The organism is Citrobacter sp. FP75 (assembly GCF_018342065.1).
Taxonomy (GTDB): Bacteria; Pseudomonadota; Gammaproteobacteria; order Enterobacterales; family Enterobacteriaceae; genus Citrobacter.
The window spans coordinates 359,924-378,020 of the sequence record NZ_JAFDOE010000002.1 but is presented as its reverse complement, the minus strand read 5'-3'; the positions used below and the strand labels follow the sequence as shown (position 1 = coordinate 378,020).

Here is an 18,097-nt window from a genome sequence, read left to right as displayed (position 1 = left end):
ACTGTTTCTCTTAAGCGCAGACTATAGCGCGGGATAATCATTAGCGGAAATTGATAATTTTAATGACAAATAAGTATAGCTAATAACTAATGCATTTTTAAGATAAACGACCTGGCCTGCCCAGGATGAACACTCCGTATACTTACCCAAATATTTACAACGAGGGATCGCACATGTCGCTCACCGCTTTAGTCTCGCGCCTGCTGGCGGTTTTCTCACTTTTCATTATGCTCCAGAGCGCCGCCAATGCCGAAATTGTGCTGCGCTATACTGATCACGAACCGTACGGCAATATGCGTACGCGTGCCATAAATGAAATTTTATTCGCAGCCATTGAGAAAGAATCATTGGGTCGCATACGCATTGATGCTCACTGGGGAGGTGAACTCTCCACCAGCTATAACGCGTTACGCACCGTTCAGGAGGGACAAGTGGCGGATATTGGCGTCGTAGTACCAGAATACACGCCGCAACAATTGCCGCTGCATCAGATGTTTAAAAGCTTTCCCCTCGGTCCGAAAAACAGTGAAAAGCAAGTGAGATTTTTCAGCCAGGTGTTTAACGAATTGCCTGAATTTACAGCCGAACTGGCGCGCAACAACCTGGTTAATCTTCAATTCTTTCTCGGCTACCCTGCGGCATTTTTTAGCACCGCGCCAAATCTAACGTTAAATACGTTACAAGGGACAACCTGGCGAACCGCCAGTTTTTGGCATCAGGCGTATCTGGAAAATGCCGGTGGTCGCGTGATAAAAATGCCATGGGACGAGCAAATCACTCAGGCATTGAAAGCAGGAACGCTTAATGGATTACTGGTCAATCTGGACAGCGGCGATGACATAAAAGCGCAGCAGGCAGCGAGGCATATTTTGTTTTCCCAAAGACTGTGGCTGGGGCATGTTTACCTGTTAGCGATGAATAAACAGCGCTGGGAAAACCTCAGTAAAGAGGAGAAAGCAGCGATCCAGCGTGCAGGTGAGACGACGCTTGCGGCGCTTGGGCCGATGCTTGACCGTAGTGTCAACAGCATGGTCGAAAATATGCGTAAAGAGGGGGCACAGGTATCACTCCTGACACCTGATGAGCTCAGGTCCTGGCAACAGACCAGCCGCTACCAACAGGAGCAAGAAAAATGGCTCGCTACCCTGGAGAAAAACAGTGCTGGCGATGCCCAGCGTCTGCTTCCTCTGGTAGCCAGTCGACTTGACAAAGCCATGCGCTAGAAAACGAAAGGCTCACCGCTAATCAGTGAGCCTTTTTTGCGAGAGGATTTATTCCGCGCTCTCTTTCACGCGTTTGAAATTCACATCCATTTGCGGATACGGGAAGCTGATACCGTTGGCATCAAACTCACGCTTAATACGTTCCAGCACGTCCCAGTAGACGCTTTGCAGATCGCTGCTATTACTCCAGACGCGCACCACAAAATTAATCGAGGACGCACCCAGCTCATTCAGTCGTACCGTCATTTCACGGTCTTTAAGAATACGCTCGTCAGACTGAATAATCTCGGTGAGGATTTTTTTCACCTGATCAATATCGGAGTCGTAGGCTACGCCGATAATAAATTCGTTACGACGAACCGGCTCGCGAGAGAAGTTAATGATGTTCCCGGCGATGATTTTACCGTTTGGGATCACCACAATCTTACCGTCAACGGTACGCATGGTAGTGGAGAAAATCTGCACATTAAGCACGGTACCGGCCACGCCGCCAAGATCTACGTACTCACCCGCGCGGAACGGACGGAACATCACCAGCAGGACACCTGCGGCGAGGTTAGACAGCGAGCCTTGCAACGCCAGACCGACGGCTAAACCAGCGGCACCGAGCACGGCGATAACGGAGGCCGTCTGCACGCCAACACGGCCCAGCGCGGCAATCAGCGTGAAAGCGATAATACCGTAGCGCACCAGCGCAGAGAGGAAATCAGCAACGGTCGCATCAATTTGACGCGCCACCATCACACGGTTAATGGTATTAGACACAACGCGCGCCACAATCATCCCGACGATGACAATGGCGATAGCCGCAACGATGTTGACGGCATAGCTCAGCAGCAACTCCTGGTTACGCACAAGCCAGGTGCCCGCACCGTTTATGCTATCGACAACATTCAAATCTTCCATTCACTATTCCTTTTTGCTTACCCAAACGGGAGAAATAAAGCCACCCTGACGGAACTGGCAACCTGACAAGGGTAAACAATAAACCCGGATTTTGCCAAACAGATCACAGAATTATCTACCTGCCGTATATTGAAGTGGCAATAAAAAAGGCCCGCATTTGCGGGCCCCATGTCACGTAGAACGGCGTAAATTACAGAACGTCAACCGCGTTCAGTTCTTTGAAAGCCTGTTCCAGACGGGTGATCATCGTTGCCTGACCAGCACGCAGCCATACGCGCGGATCGTAGTATTTCTTGTTCGGCTGATCTTCGCCTTTCGGGTTGCCCAGCTGACCCTGCAGGTAAGCTTCGTTTGCTTTGTAATAGTTCAGAACACCTTCCCAGGTCGCCCATTGGGTATCGGTATCGATGTTCATTTTCACTACGCCGTAGCTTACGGAGTCTTTGATTTCCTGAGCAGTAGAACCGGAACCGCCGTGGAAGACGAAGTTCAGGCTGTTGTGCGGCAGGTTATGTTTCTTAGAAACATAGTCCTGAGAGTCGCGCAGGATAGTCGGGGTCAGAACCACGTTACCTGGTTTGTACACGCCGTGCACGTTACCAAAGGAAGCAGCGATAGTGAAACGCGGGCTGATTTTGCTCAGTTCAGTGAACGCGTAATCAACGTCTTCCGGCTGGGTGTACAGTGCAGAAGCGTCCATGTGGCTGTTGTCTACGCCGTCTTCTTCGCCACCGGTGCAACCCAGTTCGATTTCCAGAGTCATGCCCATTTTGGACATGCGTGCCAGGTATTTGGAGCAGATTTCGATGTTCTCTTCCAGAGACTCTTCAGACAGGTCGATCATGTGAGAAGAGAACAGCGGTTTGCCGGTTGCGGCGAAGTGTTTTTCGCCCGCGTCCAGCAGACCGTCGATCCACGGCAGCAGTTTCTTCGCGCAGTGGTCAGTGTGCAGGATAACCGGAACACCGTAGTGTTCAGCCATCTGGTGAACGTGATGCGCACCAGAGATAGCACCGAGAATTGCCGCGCCCTGAGGAACGTCAGACTTCACGCCTTTACCCGCGATGAAAGATGCGCCACCGTTGGAGAACTGGACGATTACCGGAGCTTTAACTTTTGCAGCGGTTTCCAGAACGGCGTTAATGGAGTCGGTACCGACGCAGTTAACGGCTGGAAGAGCAAAGTTGTTTTCTTTAGCTACCTGGAAAACTTTCTGTACGTCATCACCAGTGATTACGCCTGGTTTTACGAAATCAAAAATTTTAGACATATTACGAGTCCTGTATCTTCGGCCGTTGTACACATCATCCTTCAAGCCGCCTCATCGTTGGCTGCCCTCGCTCGCCCCAGTCACTTACTTAAATAAGCTCCCGGGAACTCACTCTGTTGCCGCCTTGATGCAACTCGAATGATTTTGTGTAAAGAATTGAAGCGTGCTCTAAAGCGCGCTGAAAATTGGGCAGGTTACCCTGCCCATTAGTGTCTTACTTTTTAGCACGCTCTTCGAGCATTGCTACTGCTGGCAGGACTTTACCTTCCACGAATTCGAGGAACGCGCCGCCACCAGTGGAGATGTAGGAAATTTTGTCGGAGATACCGAACAGATCGATAGCCGCCAGAGTGTCGCCGCCGCCTGCGATAGAGAATGCTTCGCTGTCTGCGATGGCGTTAGCCACGATTTCAGTACCTTTGCGGAAGTTCGGGAATTCGAACACGCCAACCGGGCCGTTCCACAGAATGGTTTTTGCATTCTTCAGGATATCAGCCAGCTGCTGTGCAGATGCGTCACCGATATCCAGGATCTGCTCGTCTTCTTTCACGTCGTTAACGGATTTCAGCGTTGCTGGTGCAGTTTCAGAGAACTCAGTTGCCACGCGAACGTCAGCCGGTACCGGAATGTCGCAGATAGTCAGCAGGCGTTTGGCTTCGTCAACCAGGTCCGCTTCGTACAGGGATTTACCAACGTTGTGGCCTTGAGCAGCAACGAAGGTGTTAGCGATACCGCCGCCCACGATCAGCTGGTCAGCGATTTTAGACAGAGAGTCCAGAACGGTCAGTTTGGTAGAGACTTTAGAACCACCCACGATAGCAACCATCGGGCGAGCAGGTTCTTTCAGGGCTTTACCCAGTGCGTCCAGCTCAGCGGCCAGCAGCGGACCTGCGCAAGCTACGTCAGCGAATTTAGCGATACCGTGGGTAGAAGCCTGCGCACGGTGAGCCGTACCGAAAGCGTCCATTACGAATACGTCGCACAGTGCCGCGTATTTTTTGGACAGCGCTTCGTCGTCTTTCTTCTCGCCTTTGTTAAAGCGAACGTTTTCCAGAACCACCAGTTCACCGGCTGCAACTTCAACGCCGTCCAGGTAATCTTTTACCAGACGAACCGGGTTAGACAGTTTGTCTTTCAGGTAGTTAACAACCGGCAGAAGAGAGAATTCTTCGTTGTACTCGCCTTCGGTAGGACGACCCAGGTGGGAAGTTACCATCACTTTTGCACCCTGCTTCAGGGCCAGTTCGATGGTCGGCAGAGAAGCACGGATACGCGCGTCGCTGGTTACTTTCCCTTCTTTAACTGGTACGTTCAGATCCGCACGGATAAAAACACGTTTACCAGCAAGATCCAGATCGGTCATCTTAATTACAGACATGGTGAATCCTCTCGTTGATTCTTAAAGTTTTGCAAGCGCTCACGCGCCTTACCTGAAACCAATAGCAGCCATAGCTAACGTTGTGTCGAGCATACGGTTAGCAAAGCCCCATTCATTATCGCACCAGACCAATGTTTTGATCAGGTGTGCGCCACTCACGCGCGTTTGCGTACCATCGACGATGGCGCTGTGCGGGTCGTGGTTAAAATCTACAGAGACCAACGGTAATTCCGTATAGTCAACTATACCATGAAATGCACCTTGCGCTGCTTTTTGCAGCAACTGGTTGACTTCACACGCTTTTACTGGTTTTTTCACCGTCACGCTTAAGTCGATCGCCGTCACATTTATGGTCGGCACGCGCACCGCAATTGCTTCAAAACGATCGTTAAATTGCGGGAAAATTCGAGTGATCCCCGCCGCCAGTTTGGTATCAACGGGAATAATCGACTGACTGGCCGCTCGCGTACGACGCAGGTCGGGATGATAGGCATCAATAACCTGCTGATCGTGCATCGCGGAGTGGATCGTCGTAACGGTACCGGACTCGATGCCGTAGGCATCATCCAGCAATTTAATAACGGGAATTATACAATTCGTGGTGCAGGAGGCGTTGGAAACGATCCGGTGTTCAGCGCGCAGCTGATCCTGATTAACGCCAAACACAACGGTTGCGTCGATGTCGTGACTACCAGGATGTGAAAAGAGCACTTTTTTTGCACCAGCGGCAATATGCGCTTCGCCGTGTTCGCGGCTACCGAAGACCCCCGTACAGTCCAGCACGACGTCAACACCCAGTTCGCGCCAAGGAAGCGCATCGAGTGTTCGCTCATGCAGAATGCGAATCGCGTCGTCGCCAACAATGAGCTGGTCACGTTCCTGGCGAACATCCCAGGCAAAACGTCCATGGCTGGTGTCATATTTCAACAAATGCGCCATGCCTTCAGCACTCGCCAGTTCGTTGATGGCCACCACGGTGATTTCCGCCCGACGCCCGGATTCATATAAAGCACGAACCACGTTGCGCCCGATGCGACCGAAACCATTAATCGCTACGCGTACGGTCATAGGTCTCCTGCAAGGATTTCTCAGAAACGATGTGGCTGACAGAGTAATGCAGCAAATCGCTCAGGGAAACCTTACCTGTCGCAAACTGCGACTAATTGATTAATTGTCGAACATTTAATCGACTGAAACGCTTCAGCTAGAATAAGCGAAACAAGGAATAAAAGGAATGATTGTCCAGCAACAGAACACAGTTATCTGACTTGCGTCACATTTTAGCGCCCTGCGCCGCTAAATTTATTCCACATTGCAGAATTGCGAATAAGCGTAGCAAGATTATTTCGTTGCCGCGTCACAAATCCTGATTTATATCAGAAAGCTCCCTAAACTGCGTCTATATTATCAGCGCTACGTCCGAGTCTCGGAGTCCCTCAACCTATGGTCACATGCACTTCCCACGCTTCTGAAGCTCGCTTTCATGCGCTGCGTTTACTCCCCGGTCAGGAAGTTTTTTCCCGACTGCACGATTTTGTCCAGCAGCACCAATTACACGCCGCCTGGATTGCCGGTTGTACCGGGAGTTTGACCAACATTGCCTTACGCTTCGCGGGTCAGGAAGAAACCACATTACTCACCGGCACCTGGGAAATTATCTCCCTGAACGGCACGCTGGATCTCACTGGCGAGCATCTCCATCTGGCGGTTTCTGATCCACAGGGCGCGATGCTGGGAGGCCACATGATGGCAGGCTGCACCGTGCGCACCACGCTGGAACTGGTGATTGGTGAACTCACAGGGCTGGCTTTTAGCCGCCAACCTTGTGTCGTTTCTGGCTATGACGAACTGGTTATCACATCCCGTTAACGCTTTACATAAAAGAGGTTTTCTATGGCGCGTCGCCAATTTTCCAGCCAGTCTCTGGTACTGATTGTCATTGCCATCGCCATCAACATGATCGGCGGACAGCTTATCAGCATGTTGAAACTGCCTATTTTTCTCGACTCCATCGGCACCATTATTAGTGCCGTGCTGTTAGGCCCGGTTGTAGGAATGTTGACCGGATTACTCACCAACCTGCTGTGGGGCTTATTGACTGACCCTATCGCTGCCGCGTTCGCACCGGTAGCTATGGTTATCGGACTGGTCGCCGGATGGCTGGCGCGTGCGGGATGGTTTCGCACCTTACCGAAAGTGGTGATCAGCGGCGTGATTATTACCCTGGCTGTCACTGTCGTTGCCGTGCCAATCCGCACCACCCTGTTTGGCGGCGTCACTGGTAGCGGTGCTGATTTATTTGTTGCCTGGATGCACTCGGTCGGCCAGAACCTGGTGGAGTCGGTCGCTATTACCGTCATTGGAGCAAATCTGGTGGATAAAATCCTCACCGCCGTGCTTGTTTGGGTGCTGTTACGCCAGCTTCCGCTACGCACCACGCGTCATTTCCCTACGATGTCAGCCGTGCGCTAAATGCACCCGTTTACGTCGTTAACCCTGTGGGCGCTCGCGGCATGTTCAACATTGCTGCTGCCCGCGGGAATACCGCTTACCGTTTACAGCACGATAGTGTTCCTGCTCTTACTGTGTATGCAGGCCACACGTAGCCGGGCGAAATATGTCGTCTGGCTGATGGTACCCCTGGGCGTTGGTCTGTGGCTGGTCCACGGCGGGTGGCTGACCGAATGGATAAGCGGGCAACCACGCTCGCAGGAACGCTGGGCCGATGCCGTCGCACTGTGGCTGCGGATCCTGGCGATTGTCTCAACGTCGCAACTGTGGATGCAGTACGTGCCGGTATCGCGGTTTATTCGCGCCCTGTTTGCCTCCCGCCTGCCGCCCGGTGTTGCCTATCTGTTTGCGGGTCCACTGCTGGTCGTCGAGCAGCTCAAACGCCAGTTGGCGATGATTCACGAGGCCCAACGCGCGCGCGGCGTGCCCCTGGATGAGCGCTGGTATCAGCGCCTGCGCGCGATGCCCGCGTTGATCGTGCCGCTCACGCATAATGCACTCAACGATCTGGTGGTTCGCGGCGCGGCGCTGGATATGCGGGCTTTCCGCCTTCATCGCAGGCGCACAACGTTATGGGCGCCAGAAGACAGCACCTTACAACGCGCGGCCCGTTACACGATGGTCCTCGCTATGCTGGTCGAAACAGGAGTCTGGATATGGTTACGCTAGAGCAGTTTCGCTATCTCCCGACACACGCTACGCGCCCGTCTGCCTGCTTCGATTTCCACTACGCAGAGCCGGGCATGGTGGCCATTTTTGGCGATAACGGTAGCGGAAAAAGCACACTGGCGCAGCTGATGGCTGGCTGGTATCCCGATTTTCTGCCCGGAGACATTGAGGGCACAGGAACGCTGCTGGGTAACCCTGTCGGACAACTGTCGCTCGTCGAGCAGTCGTGCACCATCCAGCTTGTGCAGCAGTCACCTTATCTACAGCTTTCCGGCTGTACCTTCAGCGTGGAAGAGGAAGTGGCGTTTGGCCCGGAAAATCTCTGCCTTACCGAGACTGAAATTATGCAGCGCATAGATGCCGCCCTGACGCTGACGGAATGTCAGCCCCTGCGCCATCGTCATCCCGGTACCCTTTCCGGCGGGGAAACCCAGCGGGTAGTGATTGCCAGCGCACTAGCCATGCAGCCGAAAATATTGATTCTGGATGAAGCGTTCAGTCGCCTGACCGCGCAGGCCACCGCGATGTTACTGGCGCGGCTGCAACAATGGGCGCAGGAACAGCATGCTTTGGTTATTCTTTTCGAACGCAATCATTCTCCTTTTATCAGCCACTGCCAGCAGGCATGGCAACTGCGCGACGGAGCGCTGTCACCGCTATGCTAACGCTAAACCAGGTAACATATCGCTGGCCAAATGCGGCCAATGACTGCTTGCGCAACGTCTCGCTGAGACTCAATGCGGGTGAATGGCTGGCGCTTACCGGTGACAATGGAGCGGGAAAATCCACGCTGCTGCGGGTGATGGCAGGCCTTCTGTCGCCCTCCTCCGGCACGATCGCACTGAATGACCGACCGATTGCACAACTGAAAAATCGAGAAAGAGCAACCGTACTCGGCGTGCTGTTTCAGGAAGCTGAAAACCAAATTTTTCACAGTACGGTCGCAAAAGAAGTGGCCTTTGGATTGCGGTTACAAAAATTACCCGCGACGGACGTTGCGCAACGAACGATGGCAGCCTTGCGGTTATGCCAGTTAGAGGACGCTGCCGACGCCCATCCTCTGGATCTGCATACCGCCCAACGACGTATGGTCGCCGTCGCCAGCCTTGAAGCCATGGCTCCAGCCATTCTCCTGCTCGATGAACCGAGTCGGGATTTTGACGCGCACTGGCTGGCGGTATTTGAAAACTGGCTGGCGGTGTGCCGTACGCGTGGCACCAGCGTGGTCGCGATCAGTCATGACGCTGCATTTACCCAGCGCCATTTCTCGCGAATTGTTCGCCTACACAACAGTGCCCTCACACAAGCCGATATTCACCCTCGACCGTCATCTCCAGCATGAGATCAGCGGGCAGACTACCTTCCAGTACCCGGCGAACATTCGGTCCGTCGGTGCGTTCATAAAATGCCTCAGCGTCTACTTGTGAAAGCCCGCCTGCCAGTTTACGACCCACCAACCGTGCACGCAGGGCATCAGCCGGGGCGTGAATAAACAACGAAAAGTCACAGAATTCCGTTAATCCTCGCCACTTTTCGTCATCCCGTAATAACCAGTTGCCTTCAACAATCACGATCGGGGCTGTTACCACAACAGCATCTTCAACCGGGTCATGTTTTTGCCGGTCGTACTGTGGCCAGGTGCTTTCCCCCTCTCTCACTTGCCGCAGATTTTGCGCCAGTTTATCGACATCAAACGTTTCCGGCGCGCCTTTATATGCCCGCAGATTATGGGCATCCAGCCAGGCATTGTAATGATGGAAGCCATCCATCGGCAGCGTCTGGATCTCCGGCAGCGCAGGATCCTGACGGGTGAGGTATTCCCAGAAAGTGGTGAGTGTGGATTTTCCCGTACCGGGTGGTGCGCTAAGAAAAACAATTGTGCGGCGCTGCGGGTTCGCGGAATGTAATCTCGCCAGCCGTTGTAACAAGGGTTTGTGAACGTTCTCGACTTCATCATCATCATAATGCGCTTCAACATGAAGCCCATTGACCATTAGCCCGATTTTCACGGCGTTAATTCCTTTAAAATTGTCGTTACCGCCAGCGTTAACGCCGTCTTGACCATTGCCGTAAAACGCACCTCAGACCACGTGGCAAAATCAGCAAATTTCATTGATTCCAGCGCGCCATATAGGGTGGTATTACGCGTAATGCTGTTCAGGTTGCTGATAAAATCCCAGGTCATATCATCGGCGAAGCCGGGGATCGTCTCCTGTTCATTTAGATACTGATAGAACTGGGAAAAATGAGTGATATCGGCATACAGCCATTTATCCATTTTCCCCAGCGCATAAATCAGACGTAGCGCAACATCGATATCATCAAGCGGCCCGCTCTGTGCGAGTAACGGCTTCACTGCATATTCCACGATCTCTTCATCGTTATCGACAAACAGCGACGGCAGAAAGCGTTTAATGCCCAGTAGCAAAATGTTATGTGCCGTCGTCATAAACGTAAGTAAGTTATTTTGAGCATCCAGTTGCTCAAGCACATCGTCTTCTGTCAGCGTCGTCATTCGTTATCCGATCAATCACCATGAATGCAGAGAGTCTATTATATTACACGTTCGATCTGCGCCGCCGATCAGTAAAGTTTGCGTACGCACACCATTCGTAACCTGTTGGATGCCATTAACAAGATCGCCGCCCGTAACCCCCGTCGCGCTAAAGAGGATGTCATTTCCTCCTACCAGCTCGTCGAGCGAATAGACACGATTCACCTCAACCCCCATCTCAGCGCAGCGTTCACGCTCCCGCACTGCGACCAGATGGTTTTCAGTGGTGTCACCTTTTGCCTGACAGAAATCGATCAGTTCTGCCTGCATATCCCCTCCCAGCGCTTTTACCGCGCAGGCCGAGATAACGCCTTCCGGCGCACCACCAATGGTGTACATCAGGTCATAGGTATTGTTTTGCATACAGCTCAGAACACTGGCTGCCACGTCGCCATCCGCAAGCGCAAACACCTTCACGCCTAACTGTGTCGCCTGCGTAATCGCCTCGCGCATACGCGGTTTATCCAGCGTCACCATACGCAGTCGTTCCAGCGGTTTGCCCAGCGCCTGCGCCACATTGCGTAGGTTATCTACCAGCGGTAAAGAAAGGTTAATCGCACCTGCTGCTGACCGGTTAACAACCAGTTTTTTCATATACATATCGGGAGCATGCAACAGGCTACCCCGAGGTGCAAAAGCCATCACTGCCAGCGCATTACTTTGCCCCATCGCCACCATTCGGGTGCCTTCGATAGGATCGACCGCAATATCCACCTCCGGCCCAACACCCTTCCCAACTTCCTCACCAATCCACAGCATCGGCGCGTGATCGATCTCCCCTTCACCGATGACTATCCGCCCACGAATAGCAATTTCATTTAAGGCTGTTCGCATCGCCGCAACAGCCAGCCCGTCGATTTTGTTCTTATCACCGCACCCGGTTTGCGGCCAGGCTGCCAGCGCAGCCTGTTCCGTAATACGAAATAGCGGCCATGCCAGAGACATCATGCCGCGGCCTCCCCGGTATCAACACCGAATTGTGCCAGCAGGTATTTCTCCGCTTTTTCGTTCCAGATACCGTGTGTCTCTTCAACCAGACGCGCCAGCTCGCTGAACAGCGGATCGGTTTTTCCTTTTTCGGCAAAATCGCTAATCGCCGTCAGCGGCATCGTCACGCCGTTATAGATAAGCTTCTTACCGCCCGGAATAGTTGGCAGATTCAGAACAGTCTCCGGTACCGCGTCAAGCCCGCCAATATGCGTCACCATAAACGAAGGCTGAAGCTGCCCCGTCGCGCTTAACGCAATGGCCTCTTTCATATCATCCGTTGAGCCTCCGGATGTCCCAACCACATGCGTACTGTTGTAGTGCACGTTGTAAAAATTGAACGGTACTTTAAAGTTGCTATCCGTTGGCCCGGCAAAGAAGTTCAGGCAACCATCTTCTGCCAGCAGATCGTCAGCCATTTCAATGACTGCGGGAACGGCGGCATAGACAAAAACGTCATCGAATCCGACATCATTTGTTAATGCCCGCAGCTCGGTAGCAGGATCTTTCATCCCCATGGTGTTCACATAGATGAGTTCAATTCCCTTTTCTGCCGCCAGCTCAACCGGTAACAGCTTTTTAGCCTGCGTCAGTCGCGTTTCGTCAATATCGACCACCACCACGCGTGACGGCTGGAGCCCACCGTTAATGGCATAATCGATCGCGCCAATACCCATGGGACCGGCACAGGCTAAGAGTGCGATGTTGCCGCCGGGTTTAACCCCCATCCGGTGTTCATAAACATACGGCGTCGTATGGTAATTCGCGTTATACGCGCCAATAATGCAGCACATTGGCTCCGCCAGTGACGCAGCGGCAAAATAGGAACCGTGATAAGGTAAAACACACCCCAGATTGACCGCTACCTCCGGGATAATCATATAGGTCGCGTTACCACCAAAAAATTCGTAGCTGTAGCCTGCTGAATATCCACTCGGCAATCCCATGGCGGGTTGCAAAACAAAGCGCTGGCCTTTTTTGTATTTATCGGCCAGGTTCTTTCCAACTTCTACAATAATTCCGGCGCATTCGTGCCCGGTTAGAACTGGATGGTTTTCCAGATCGTCTGGCACCCGTTTATGTTCACTTCCTAACGCTGCCGCTTTCCAGGTGGATAAACAAACGCTATCGGATATTACGTTCACTAACAATTCATTTTCTGTAATTTCGGGCAATTCGAATTCACGGATGCGGACGTCCTGCTTGCCATATATAGCAGCTACTTTCGTTTTCATATTTACTCCAAAAATTGAACAATGCTAAGCAGTGATTTTCTTAAATAAGTCGTCCAGCAATGGGTCACCGATATAGTTCTTAATCAAGATTAAAGGTTTTTCACTCACTCGCTTAACACGACCTTCAAGACTGGCATGGGTGACAATAATATCTGCATCCTGTGGAACATTTTCGATAGCATAATGTGTCACATTAATAGCATACCCGGCCTTTTCCAGACGTTTACGAAACGTGGTAGCCCCCATCGCACTGGAACCCATTCCCGCGTCACACACAAAAGCGACACGTTTAATATTTTTATAAGCGAATTGACCTTCCTGCTTCATCGCCTTTACGGTTCTGGCTGACTCAGAGAATTCATCTTCACGTTCTGTTTCGACGTTCTTTTCCATTTTCAGTATGACGGCGGTAATGACAAAGGTGACAAGCGTACCTGCAGTAACACCCGCAATAGTTGCCAGGAAAGAACCTTTTGGCGTCAATGCCAGATAAGCGAATATCGATCCTGGACTCGGTCCAGCCACAAGCCCGCCGTCTAAAAGATGGAATACCCATGTACCGGTCATCCCACCTGCAATCATGCCAATCAGAGTTAACGGCTTCATCAGCACATAAGGGAAATAGAGTTCATGAATACCACCAAGGAAGTGGATGATCATGGCTCCCGGGGCTGACTTCTTGCTCATTCCCTTACCAAAGATGGCAAAGCCGAGTAACAAACCCAATCCCGGACCGGGGTTAGATGCCACCATAAAGAAAATGGATTTCCCCGTTTCAGAGGCCTGCTGCATTCCCAGCGGGTAATACACGCCCTGATCGATAGCGTTATTCAGAAAGAGAATTTTTGCAGGCTCATTAATCACCGATAACAACGGCAGGTAACCCGCATGGACCAGCGATTCTATGCACTCTTTTACGAAGTTGTTGGCAATGAGCACTGCCGGACCGATAACTTCAAATCCCAACAGGCATAACAACATCCCCGCGATACCCAGAGAGAAGTTATTAATCACCATCTCAAAACCGGCAGGGATACGCTTTTCAAGCAGACGGTCTATATGCTTAATCACCCAGCCGCCGAGGGGGCCCATAACCATGGCACCCAGGAACATCGGGATATCCGCGCCGACAATGACGCCAATAGAACCAATCCCTCCCATGACAGCACCACGTTTCCCTCCGACAAGATGCCCTCCCGTCGAGCCAATCATGACAGGAAGTAAATAGGTAATCATCGGACCGACAATTTTGGCGAAATGCTCATTTGGCATCCAGCCAGTAGGAATGAATAATGCTGTTATAAATCCCCAGGCAATAAAAGCGCCGATATTGGGAATGACCATGGCCGTCAGAAACCCGCCAAAAGCCTGGACCTTTGCTCGAGCAGACTTGTTTTCCATAATATTATCCTGAAAAAGGAGTATGAGTTATGCGCTAGCAATAATATCCGCAAGTTGTTTTTCTGATTTAGCAGTTAACAGTGCAGACAGCGTTTCTTCTTCACATAACAATTCACTTAATGCCTGAATAGCACCAATGTGTGAATCGGCATTTGCCGCAGATAAACCAATTAACAATTTCACAGGTTCATCATCAACCGCAAACTGAACTTCCTGTTTGAGAAGTGTTAATGACATCCCGGTTTTTAACGCACCACATTCTGGGCGAGCGTGCGGCATGGCGACGCCAGGCGCTAAAATATAATAAGGGCCATTATTAATCGTTGAATCTTTAATGGCCTGAATATAATCTGAATTAACATAATGATTGGCAAGCAAGGATGACATAGAAAAATCAATTGCCTCCTGCCAGTTCTTTGCTGAATTTTTTATTGAGATAGATGACTCTGGAAAGTAATCAATCAGCCGCATACATTTTCCTTATTTTATTTTTAGGGTACGAGTTAGCGTTAAAAATAAAATACTCGCGCGGCAAAACGAAATCAATCCAGGTCAAAAATGTGGGCTGTAAGAGGTGGGTTTTCTCTATCCGTTGAGAAACAATGAATTACGAAATGAAATAATAAAAGCAATGTTAATTATGTGATCTCCATTACAATAACAGGAAATTGATAAATGCTGAATTTGTGATGAACATCCCAATTAATCAATTGCAAAGATGAAAATAAATTTCTCTTTTATACAAAACGGGCCGCCTGAGCGACCCGTTTTACCGTTGTAATCGTAATTACAGCAGTTCTTTTGCTTTCGCGACCACGTTGTCTACGGTGAAGCCGAACTCTTCAAACAGCAGCTCAGCCGGAGCAGACTCACCAAAGGAGGTCATGCCAACGATAGCGCCGTTCAGGCCCACGTATTTGAACCAGTAGTCCGCGATACCTGCTTCGATAGCGACGCGAGCAGAAACGGCTTTCGGCAGTACGGATTCACGGTAAGCGGCATCTTGCTTATCGAATGCGTCGGTAGACGGCATGGAGACCACGCGCGCTTTAACGCCTTCCGCAGTCAGTTTGTCCCATGCAGCGACAGCCAGTTCAACTTCAGAACCGGTAGCGATGAAAATCAGCTCCGGCTGACCGGCGCAATCTTTCAGCACGTAACCACCGCGCGCGATGTTTGCCAGCTGCTCTTCAGTACGCTCCTGCTGTGCCAGGTTCTGACGGGAGAGGATCAGCGCAGTCGGGCCGTCCTGACGCTCAACGCCGTATTTCCACGCTACCGCAGATTCAACCTGGTCACATGGACGCCATGTGCTCATGTTCGGGGTCACGCGCAGAGAAGCCACCTGCTCTACCGGCTGGTGAGTCGGGCCATCTTCGCCCAGACCGATGGAGTCGTGGGTATAGACCATCACCTGACGCTGTTTCATCAGCGCGGCCATACGCACCGCGTTACGGGCATATTCCACGAACATCAGGAAGGTAGAGGTATACGGCAGGAAACCACCGTGCAGCGAGATACCATTAGCAATAGCGGTCATACCGAATTCGCGTACACCGTAATGGATATAGTTACCGGCAGCGTCTTCGTTAATGGCTTTAGAACCAGACCAGATAGTCAGGTTAGATGGCGCGAGGTCAGCGGAACCGCCGAGGAATTCCGGCAGCAAAGGACCAAACGCTTCAATAGCATTCTGGGATGCTTTACGGCTGGCGATTTTGGACGGATTCGCCTGCAGCTTAGCAATGAATTCGTTCGCTTTTGCGTCGAAGTCAGACGGCATTTCACCTTTCATACGACGGGTGAATTCAGCAGCTTCCTGCGGGAAGGCTTTCGCATAAGCAGCGAACTTCTCGTTCCACGCAGCTTCTTTAACCTGGCCTGCTTCTTTCGCATCCCACTGAGCGTAGATTTCAGACGGGATTTCGAACGGTGCGTATTTCCAGCCAAGCTGTTCGCGGGTCAGTGCGATCTCTGCATCGCCCAGCGGTGCACCGTGAGAGTCGTGAGTACCCGCTTTGTTCGGGGAACCGAAGCCAATGATGGTTTTGCACATCAGCAGGGACGGTTTGTCGGTCACTGCGCGGGCTTCTTCTACTGCGCGCTTAATCGCGTCAGCATCATGGCCATCTACGCCACGCACCACGTGCCAGCCGTAAGCTTCGAAACGCTTCGCGGTGTCATCAGTGAACCAGCCTTCAACGTGACCATCGATAGAAATACCGTTGTCATCGTAGAACGCAACCAGTTTGCCTAACTTCAGCGTACCAGCCAGAGAACATACCTCGTGAGAGATACCTTCCATCATGCAGCCGTCGCCCATGAAGGCGTAGGTGAAGTGATCAACAATATCGTGGCCTGGACGGTTAAACTGCGCCGCCAGCGTTTTTTCAGCGATAGCCATACCAACCGCGTTAGCAATACCCTGACCCAGTGGACCGGTCGTAGTCTCTACGCCCGCGGTATAACCCACTTCCGGGTGACCTGGCGTTTTAGAGTGCAGCTGACGGAAGTTCTGCAGCTCAGACATCGGCAGGTCGTAGCCGGTGAGGTGCAGCAAGCTATAAATCAGCATAGAACCGTGACCGTTAGACAGCACGAAGCGGTCACGGTCAGCCCAGGACGGGTTGTTCGGGTTGTGGTTCAGGAAATCACGCCACAGGACTTCGGCAATGTCAGCCATACCCATCGGGGCACCCGGGTGACCGGATTTGGCTTTCTGTACTGCATCCATGCTCAGCGCACGAATAGCATTGGCAAGCTCTTTACGTGAGGACATTTTGACTCCAGATCGGATAATGAAGGCCACGCCCTAAACGACTTGACGACAGCGCGTTTTGGGCTACGCCGGAAAAAAGTGCCAACAATGTAACCCAAGCCGCGTGCCATGTACATGGAGCATCCTTTTGCCGCTTCAGAAATCTCTGGATCATGCACGCATGTTGCGCAATCTTCTCGCCCGCTTGTTGTTCTTTTCTTTATACTTAGGTCGAGCGTCGTTTTACCTGCAAACGATGCATTTTTTAGAATAATCCTGACTTCGTGCGGAAGAGAAAAAATGAAAATTCGCGCTTTACTGCTTGCTATGAGCATGGCAACGGCATTGACCGGCTGCCAGAATATGGACTCCAACGGACTACTTTCATCTGGCGCGGGCGCTTTCCAGGCCTACAGCCTGAGCGATGCTCAGGTCATCGCGCTGAGCAATCAGGCCTGTCAGGATATGGACAGCAAAGCGACCATTGCCCCGGCTGGCAGCGAATATGCGACACGTCTCGGCAAAATCGCCGCTGCGCTTGGCGATAACATCAATGGCCAACCGGTGAATTACAAAGTCTACGTGGCGAAAGACGTCAACGCCTTTGCGATGGCAAATGGTTGCATCCGCGTATACAGCGGCCTGATGGATATGATGACCGATAACGAAGTTGAGGCGGTCATTGGTCACGAAATGGGGCACGTTGCGCTGGGCCACGTGAAGAAAGGCATGCAGGTTGCGTTGGGGACCAACGCCGTGCGTGCAGCAGCGGCTTCTGCTGGCGGCATTGTCGGCAGCCTGTCGCAGTCGCAATTGGGCGATCTTGGCGAGAAACTGGTGAACTCACAGTTCTCTCAGCGCCAGGAATCCGAAGCGGATGATTACTCGTATGATTTGTTGCGCAAACGTGGGATCAATCCGGCGGGGTTAGCGACCAGTTTTGAGAAACTGGCAAAACTGGAAGCCGGTCGTCAAAGCTCAATGTTTGACGATCACCCGGCATCCGCCGAGCGCGCCCAGCATATTCGCGATCGCATGAGCGCAGACGGGATCAAATAACCGTTAATCGTGCCAAATGCGGCGTTACCTTATCCGGCCTACAAAACTACAAATTTAGTCCAGTGATCGGGCGTTATTGGCGAAGCAAGTTTGGACCCGGACAGCGCACAGCCACCGGAGCGTACACGGAGTACGTGAGGATGGCG

General features: G+C 51.9%; 18 protein-coding genes. 7 read left to right on the top strand and 11 right to left on the bottom strand.

Annotated elements, in window-relative coordinates; translation table 11 throughout:
- Window positions 1-173 precede the first annotated feature (173 nt).
- Window positions 174-1,223, top strand: coding sequence for a TRAP transporter substrate-binding protein DctP (gene dctP / locus JQ822_RS09485; RefSeq protein ID WP_244848829.1), 1,050 nt, complete (start codon window positions 174-176; stop codon window positions 1,221-1,223).
- Between the two features lie 48 nt (window positions 1,224-1,271).
- Here dctP and JQ822_RS09480 read toward each other — a convergent pair whose 3' ends face one another.
- From JQ822_RS09480 to epd, 4 genes are all read right to left on the bottom strand, one after another.
- On the bottom strand, window positions 1,272-2,129 hold the full coding sequence (locus tag JQ822_RS09480) for a small-conductance mechanosensitive channel MscS (protein ID WP_213133259.1): 858 nt from the start codon (window positions 2,127-2,129) through the stop codon (window positions 1,272-1,274).
- 190 nt (window positions 2,130-2,319) lie between these two features.
- On the bottom strand, window positions 2,320-3,399 hold the full coding sequence (gene fbaA / locus JQ822_RS09475) for a class II fructose-bisphosphate aldolase (protein ID WP_135324390.1): 1,080 nt from the start codon (window positions 3,397-3,399) through the stop codon (window positions 2,320-2,322).
- A 214-nt stretch (window positions 3,400-3,613) separates the two neighbouring features.
- Window positions 3,614-4,777 (bottom strand): phosphoglycerate kinase, encoded by a 1,164-nt coding sequence (gene pgk, locus JQ822_RS09470; RefSeq protein ID WP_135324389.1) that lies wholly within the window; start codon window positions 4,775-4,777, stop codon window positions 3,614-3,616.
- Between the two features lie 48 nt (window positions 4,778-4,825).
- Window positions 4,826-5,845, bottom strand: coding sequence for an erythrose-4-phosphate dehydrogenase (gene epd, locus JQ822_RS09465; RefSeq protein ID WP_135324388.1), 1,020 nt, complete (start codon window positions 5,843-5,845; stop codon window positions 4,826-4,828).
- A gap of 375 nt (window positions 5,846-6,220) precedes the next feature.
- On the opposite strand from epd, the gene JQ822_RS09460 reads away from it, so the two are divergent.
- The 5 genes from JQ822_RS09460 to JQ822_RS09440 are packed head-to-tail and all read left to right on the top strand — an operon-like array spanning window position 6,221 to window position 9,299.
- Complete coding sequence (locus JQ822_RS09460; RefSeq protein ID WP_213133258.1) at window positions 6,221-6,646, top strand: PPC domain-containing DNA-binding protein; 426 nt, start codon at window positions 6,221-6,223, stop codon at window positions 6,644-6,646.
- A 24-nt stretch (window positions 6,647-6,670) separates the two neighbouring features.
- Entirely contained in the window at window positions 6,671-7,249 is a 579-nt protein-coding gene (locus JQ822_RS09455; RefSeq protein WP_213133257.1) for an ECF transporter S component, read from the top strand.
- Window positions 7,250-7,957: an energy-coupling factor transporter transmembrane component T gene (locus JQ822_RS09450; RefSeq protein WP_213133256.1), complete on the top strand. Its 708-nt coding sequence runs from the start codon at window positions 7,250-7,252 to the stop codon at window positions 7,955-7,957. It begins immediately after the preceding gene.
- Window positions 7,945-8,622: an ABC transporter ATP-binding protein gene (locus JQ822_RS09445; RefSeq protein WP_213133255.1), complete on the top strand. Its 678-nt coding sequence runs from the start codon at window positions 7,945-7,947 to the stop codon at window positions 8,620-8,622. Before JQ822_RS09450 ends, JQ822_RS09445 begins: the two co-directional genes overlap by 13 nt.
- Window positions 8,616-9,299, top strand: a complete 684-nt coding sequence (locus tag JQ822_RS09440) for an ABC transporter ATP-binding protein (RefSeq protein ID WP_213133254.1) — start codon at window positions 8,616-8,618, stop codon at window positions 9,297-9,299. Before JQ822_RS09445 ends, JQ822_RS09440 begins: the two co-directional genes overlap by 7 nt.
- Here the strand turns inward: JQ822_RS09440 and JQ822_RS09435 are convergent.
- The 7 genes from JQ822_RS09435 to tkt form a co-directional block, all read right to left on the bottom strand.
- Window positions 9,256-9,966 carry a nucleoside/nucleotide kinase family protein gene (locus JQ822_RS09435; protein ID WP_213133253.1) on the bottom strand — a complete coding sequence of 237 codons (711 nt, stop codon included), beginning with the start codon at window positions 9,964-9,966 and terminating at the stop codon, window positions 9,256-9,258. The genes JQ822_RS09440 and JQ822_RS09435 overlap by 44 nt on opposite strands.
- A complete protein-coding gene (locus JQ822_RS09430; protein WP_213133252.1) occupies window positions 9,963-10,472 on the bottom strand; it encodes an MltR family transcriptional regulator in 510 nt (169 codons plus the stop codon). Before JQ822_RS09430 ends, JQ822_RS09435 begins: the two co-directional genes overlap by 4 nt.
- A 15-nt stretch (window positions 10,473-10,487) precedes the next feature.
- Entirely contained in the window at window positions 10,488-11,459 is a 972-nt protein-coding gene (glpX, locus tag JQ822_RS09425) for a class II fructose-bisphosphatase (protein ID WP_213133251.1), read from the bottom strand.
- Entirely contained in the window at window positions 11,456-12,733 is a 1,278-nt protein-coding gene (locus tag JQ822_RS09420; protein ID WP_213133250.1) for a zinc-binding dehydrogenase, read from the bottom strand. Before JQ822_RS09420 ends, glpX begins: the two co-directional genes overlap by 4 nt.
- Before the next feature lie 24 nt (window positions 12,734-12,757).
- The gene (locus JQ822_RS09415; protein WP_213133249.1) at window positions 12,758-14,134 is read right to left on the bottom strand and encodes a PTS mannitol transporter subunit IICB; all 1,377 of its coding nucleotides are present in this window, start codon (window positions 14,132-14,134) and stop codon (window positions 12,758-12,760) included.
- 27 nt (window positions 14,135-14,161) lie between these two features.
- Complete coding sequence (cmtB, locus tag JQ822_RS09410) at window positions 14,162-14,605, bottom strand: PTS mannitol transporter subunit IIA (RefSeq protein WP_213133248.1); 444 nt, start codon at window positions 14,603-14,605, stop codon at window positions 14,162-14,164.
- Window positions 14,606-14,921: 316 nt separating this feature from the next.
- Window positions 14,922-16,913 carry a transketolase gene (tkt, locus tag JQ822_RS09405; RefSeq protein ID WP_213133247.1) on the bottom strand — a complete coding sequence of 664 codons (1,992 nt, stop codon included), beginning with the start codon at window positions 16,911-16,913 and terminating at the stop codon, window positions 14,922-14,924.
- A 279-nt stretch (window positions 16,914-17,192) separates the two neighbouring features.
- Here tkt and loiP point away from each other — a divergent pair, with 279 nt between their 5' ends.
- On the top strand, window positions 17,193-17,951 hold the full coding sequence (gene loiP / locus JQ822_RS09400; RefSeq protein WP_213133246.1) for a metalloprotease LoiP: 759 nt from the start codon (window positions 17,193-17,195) through the stop codon (window positions 17,949-17,951).
- Window positions 17,952-18,097 lie beyond the last annotated feature (146 nt).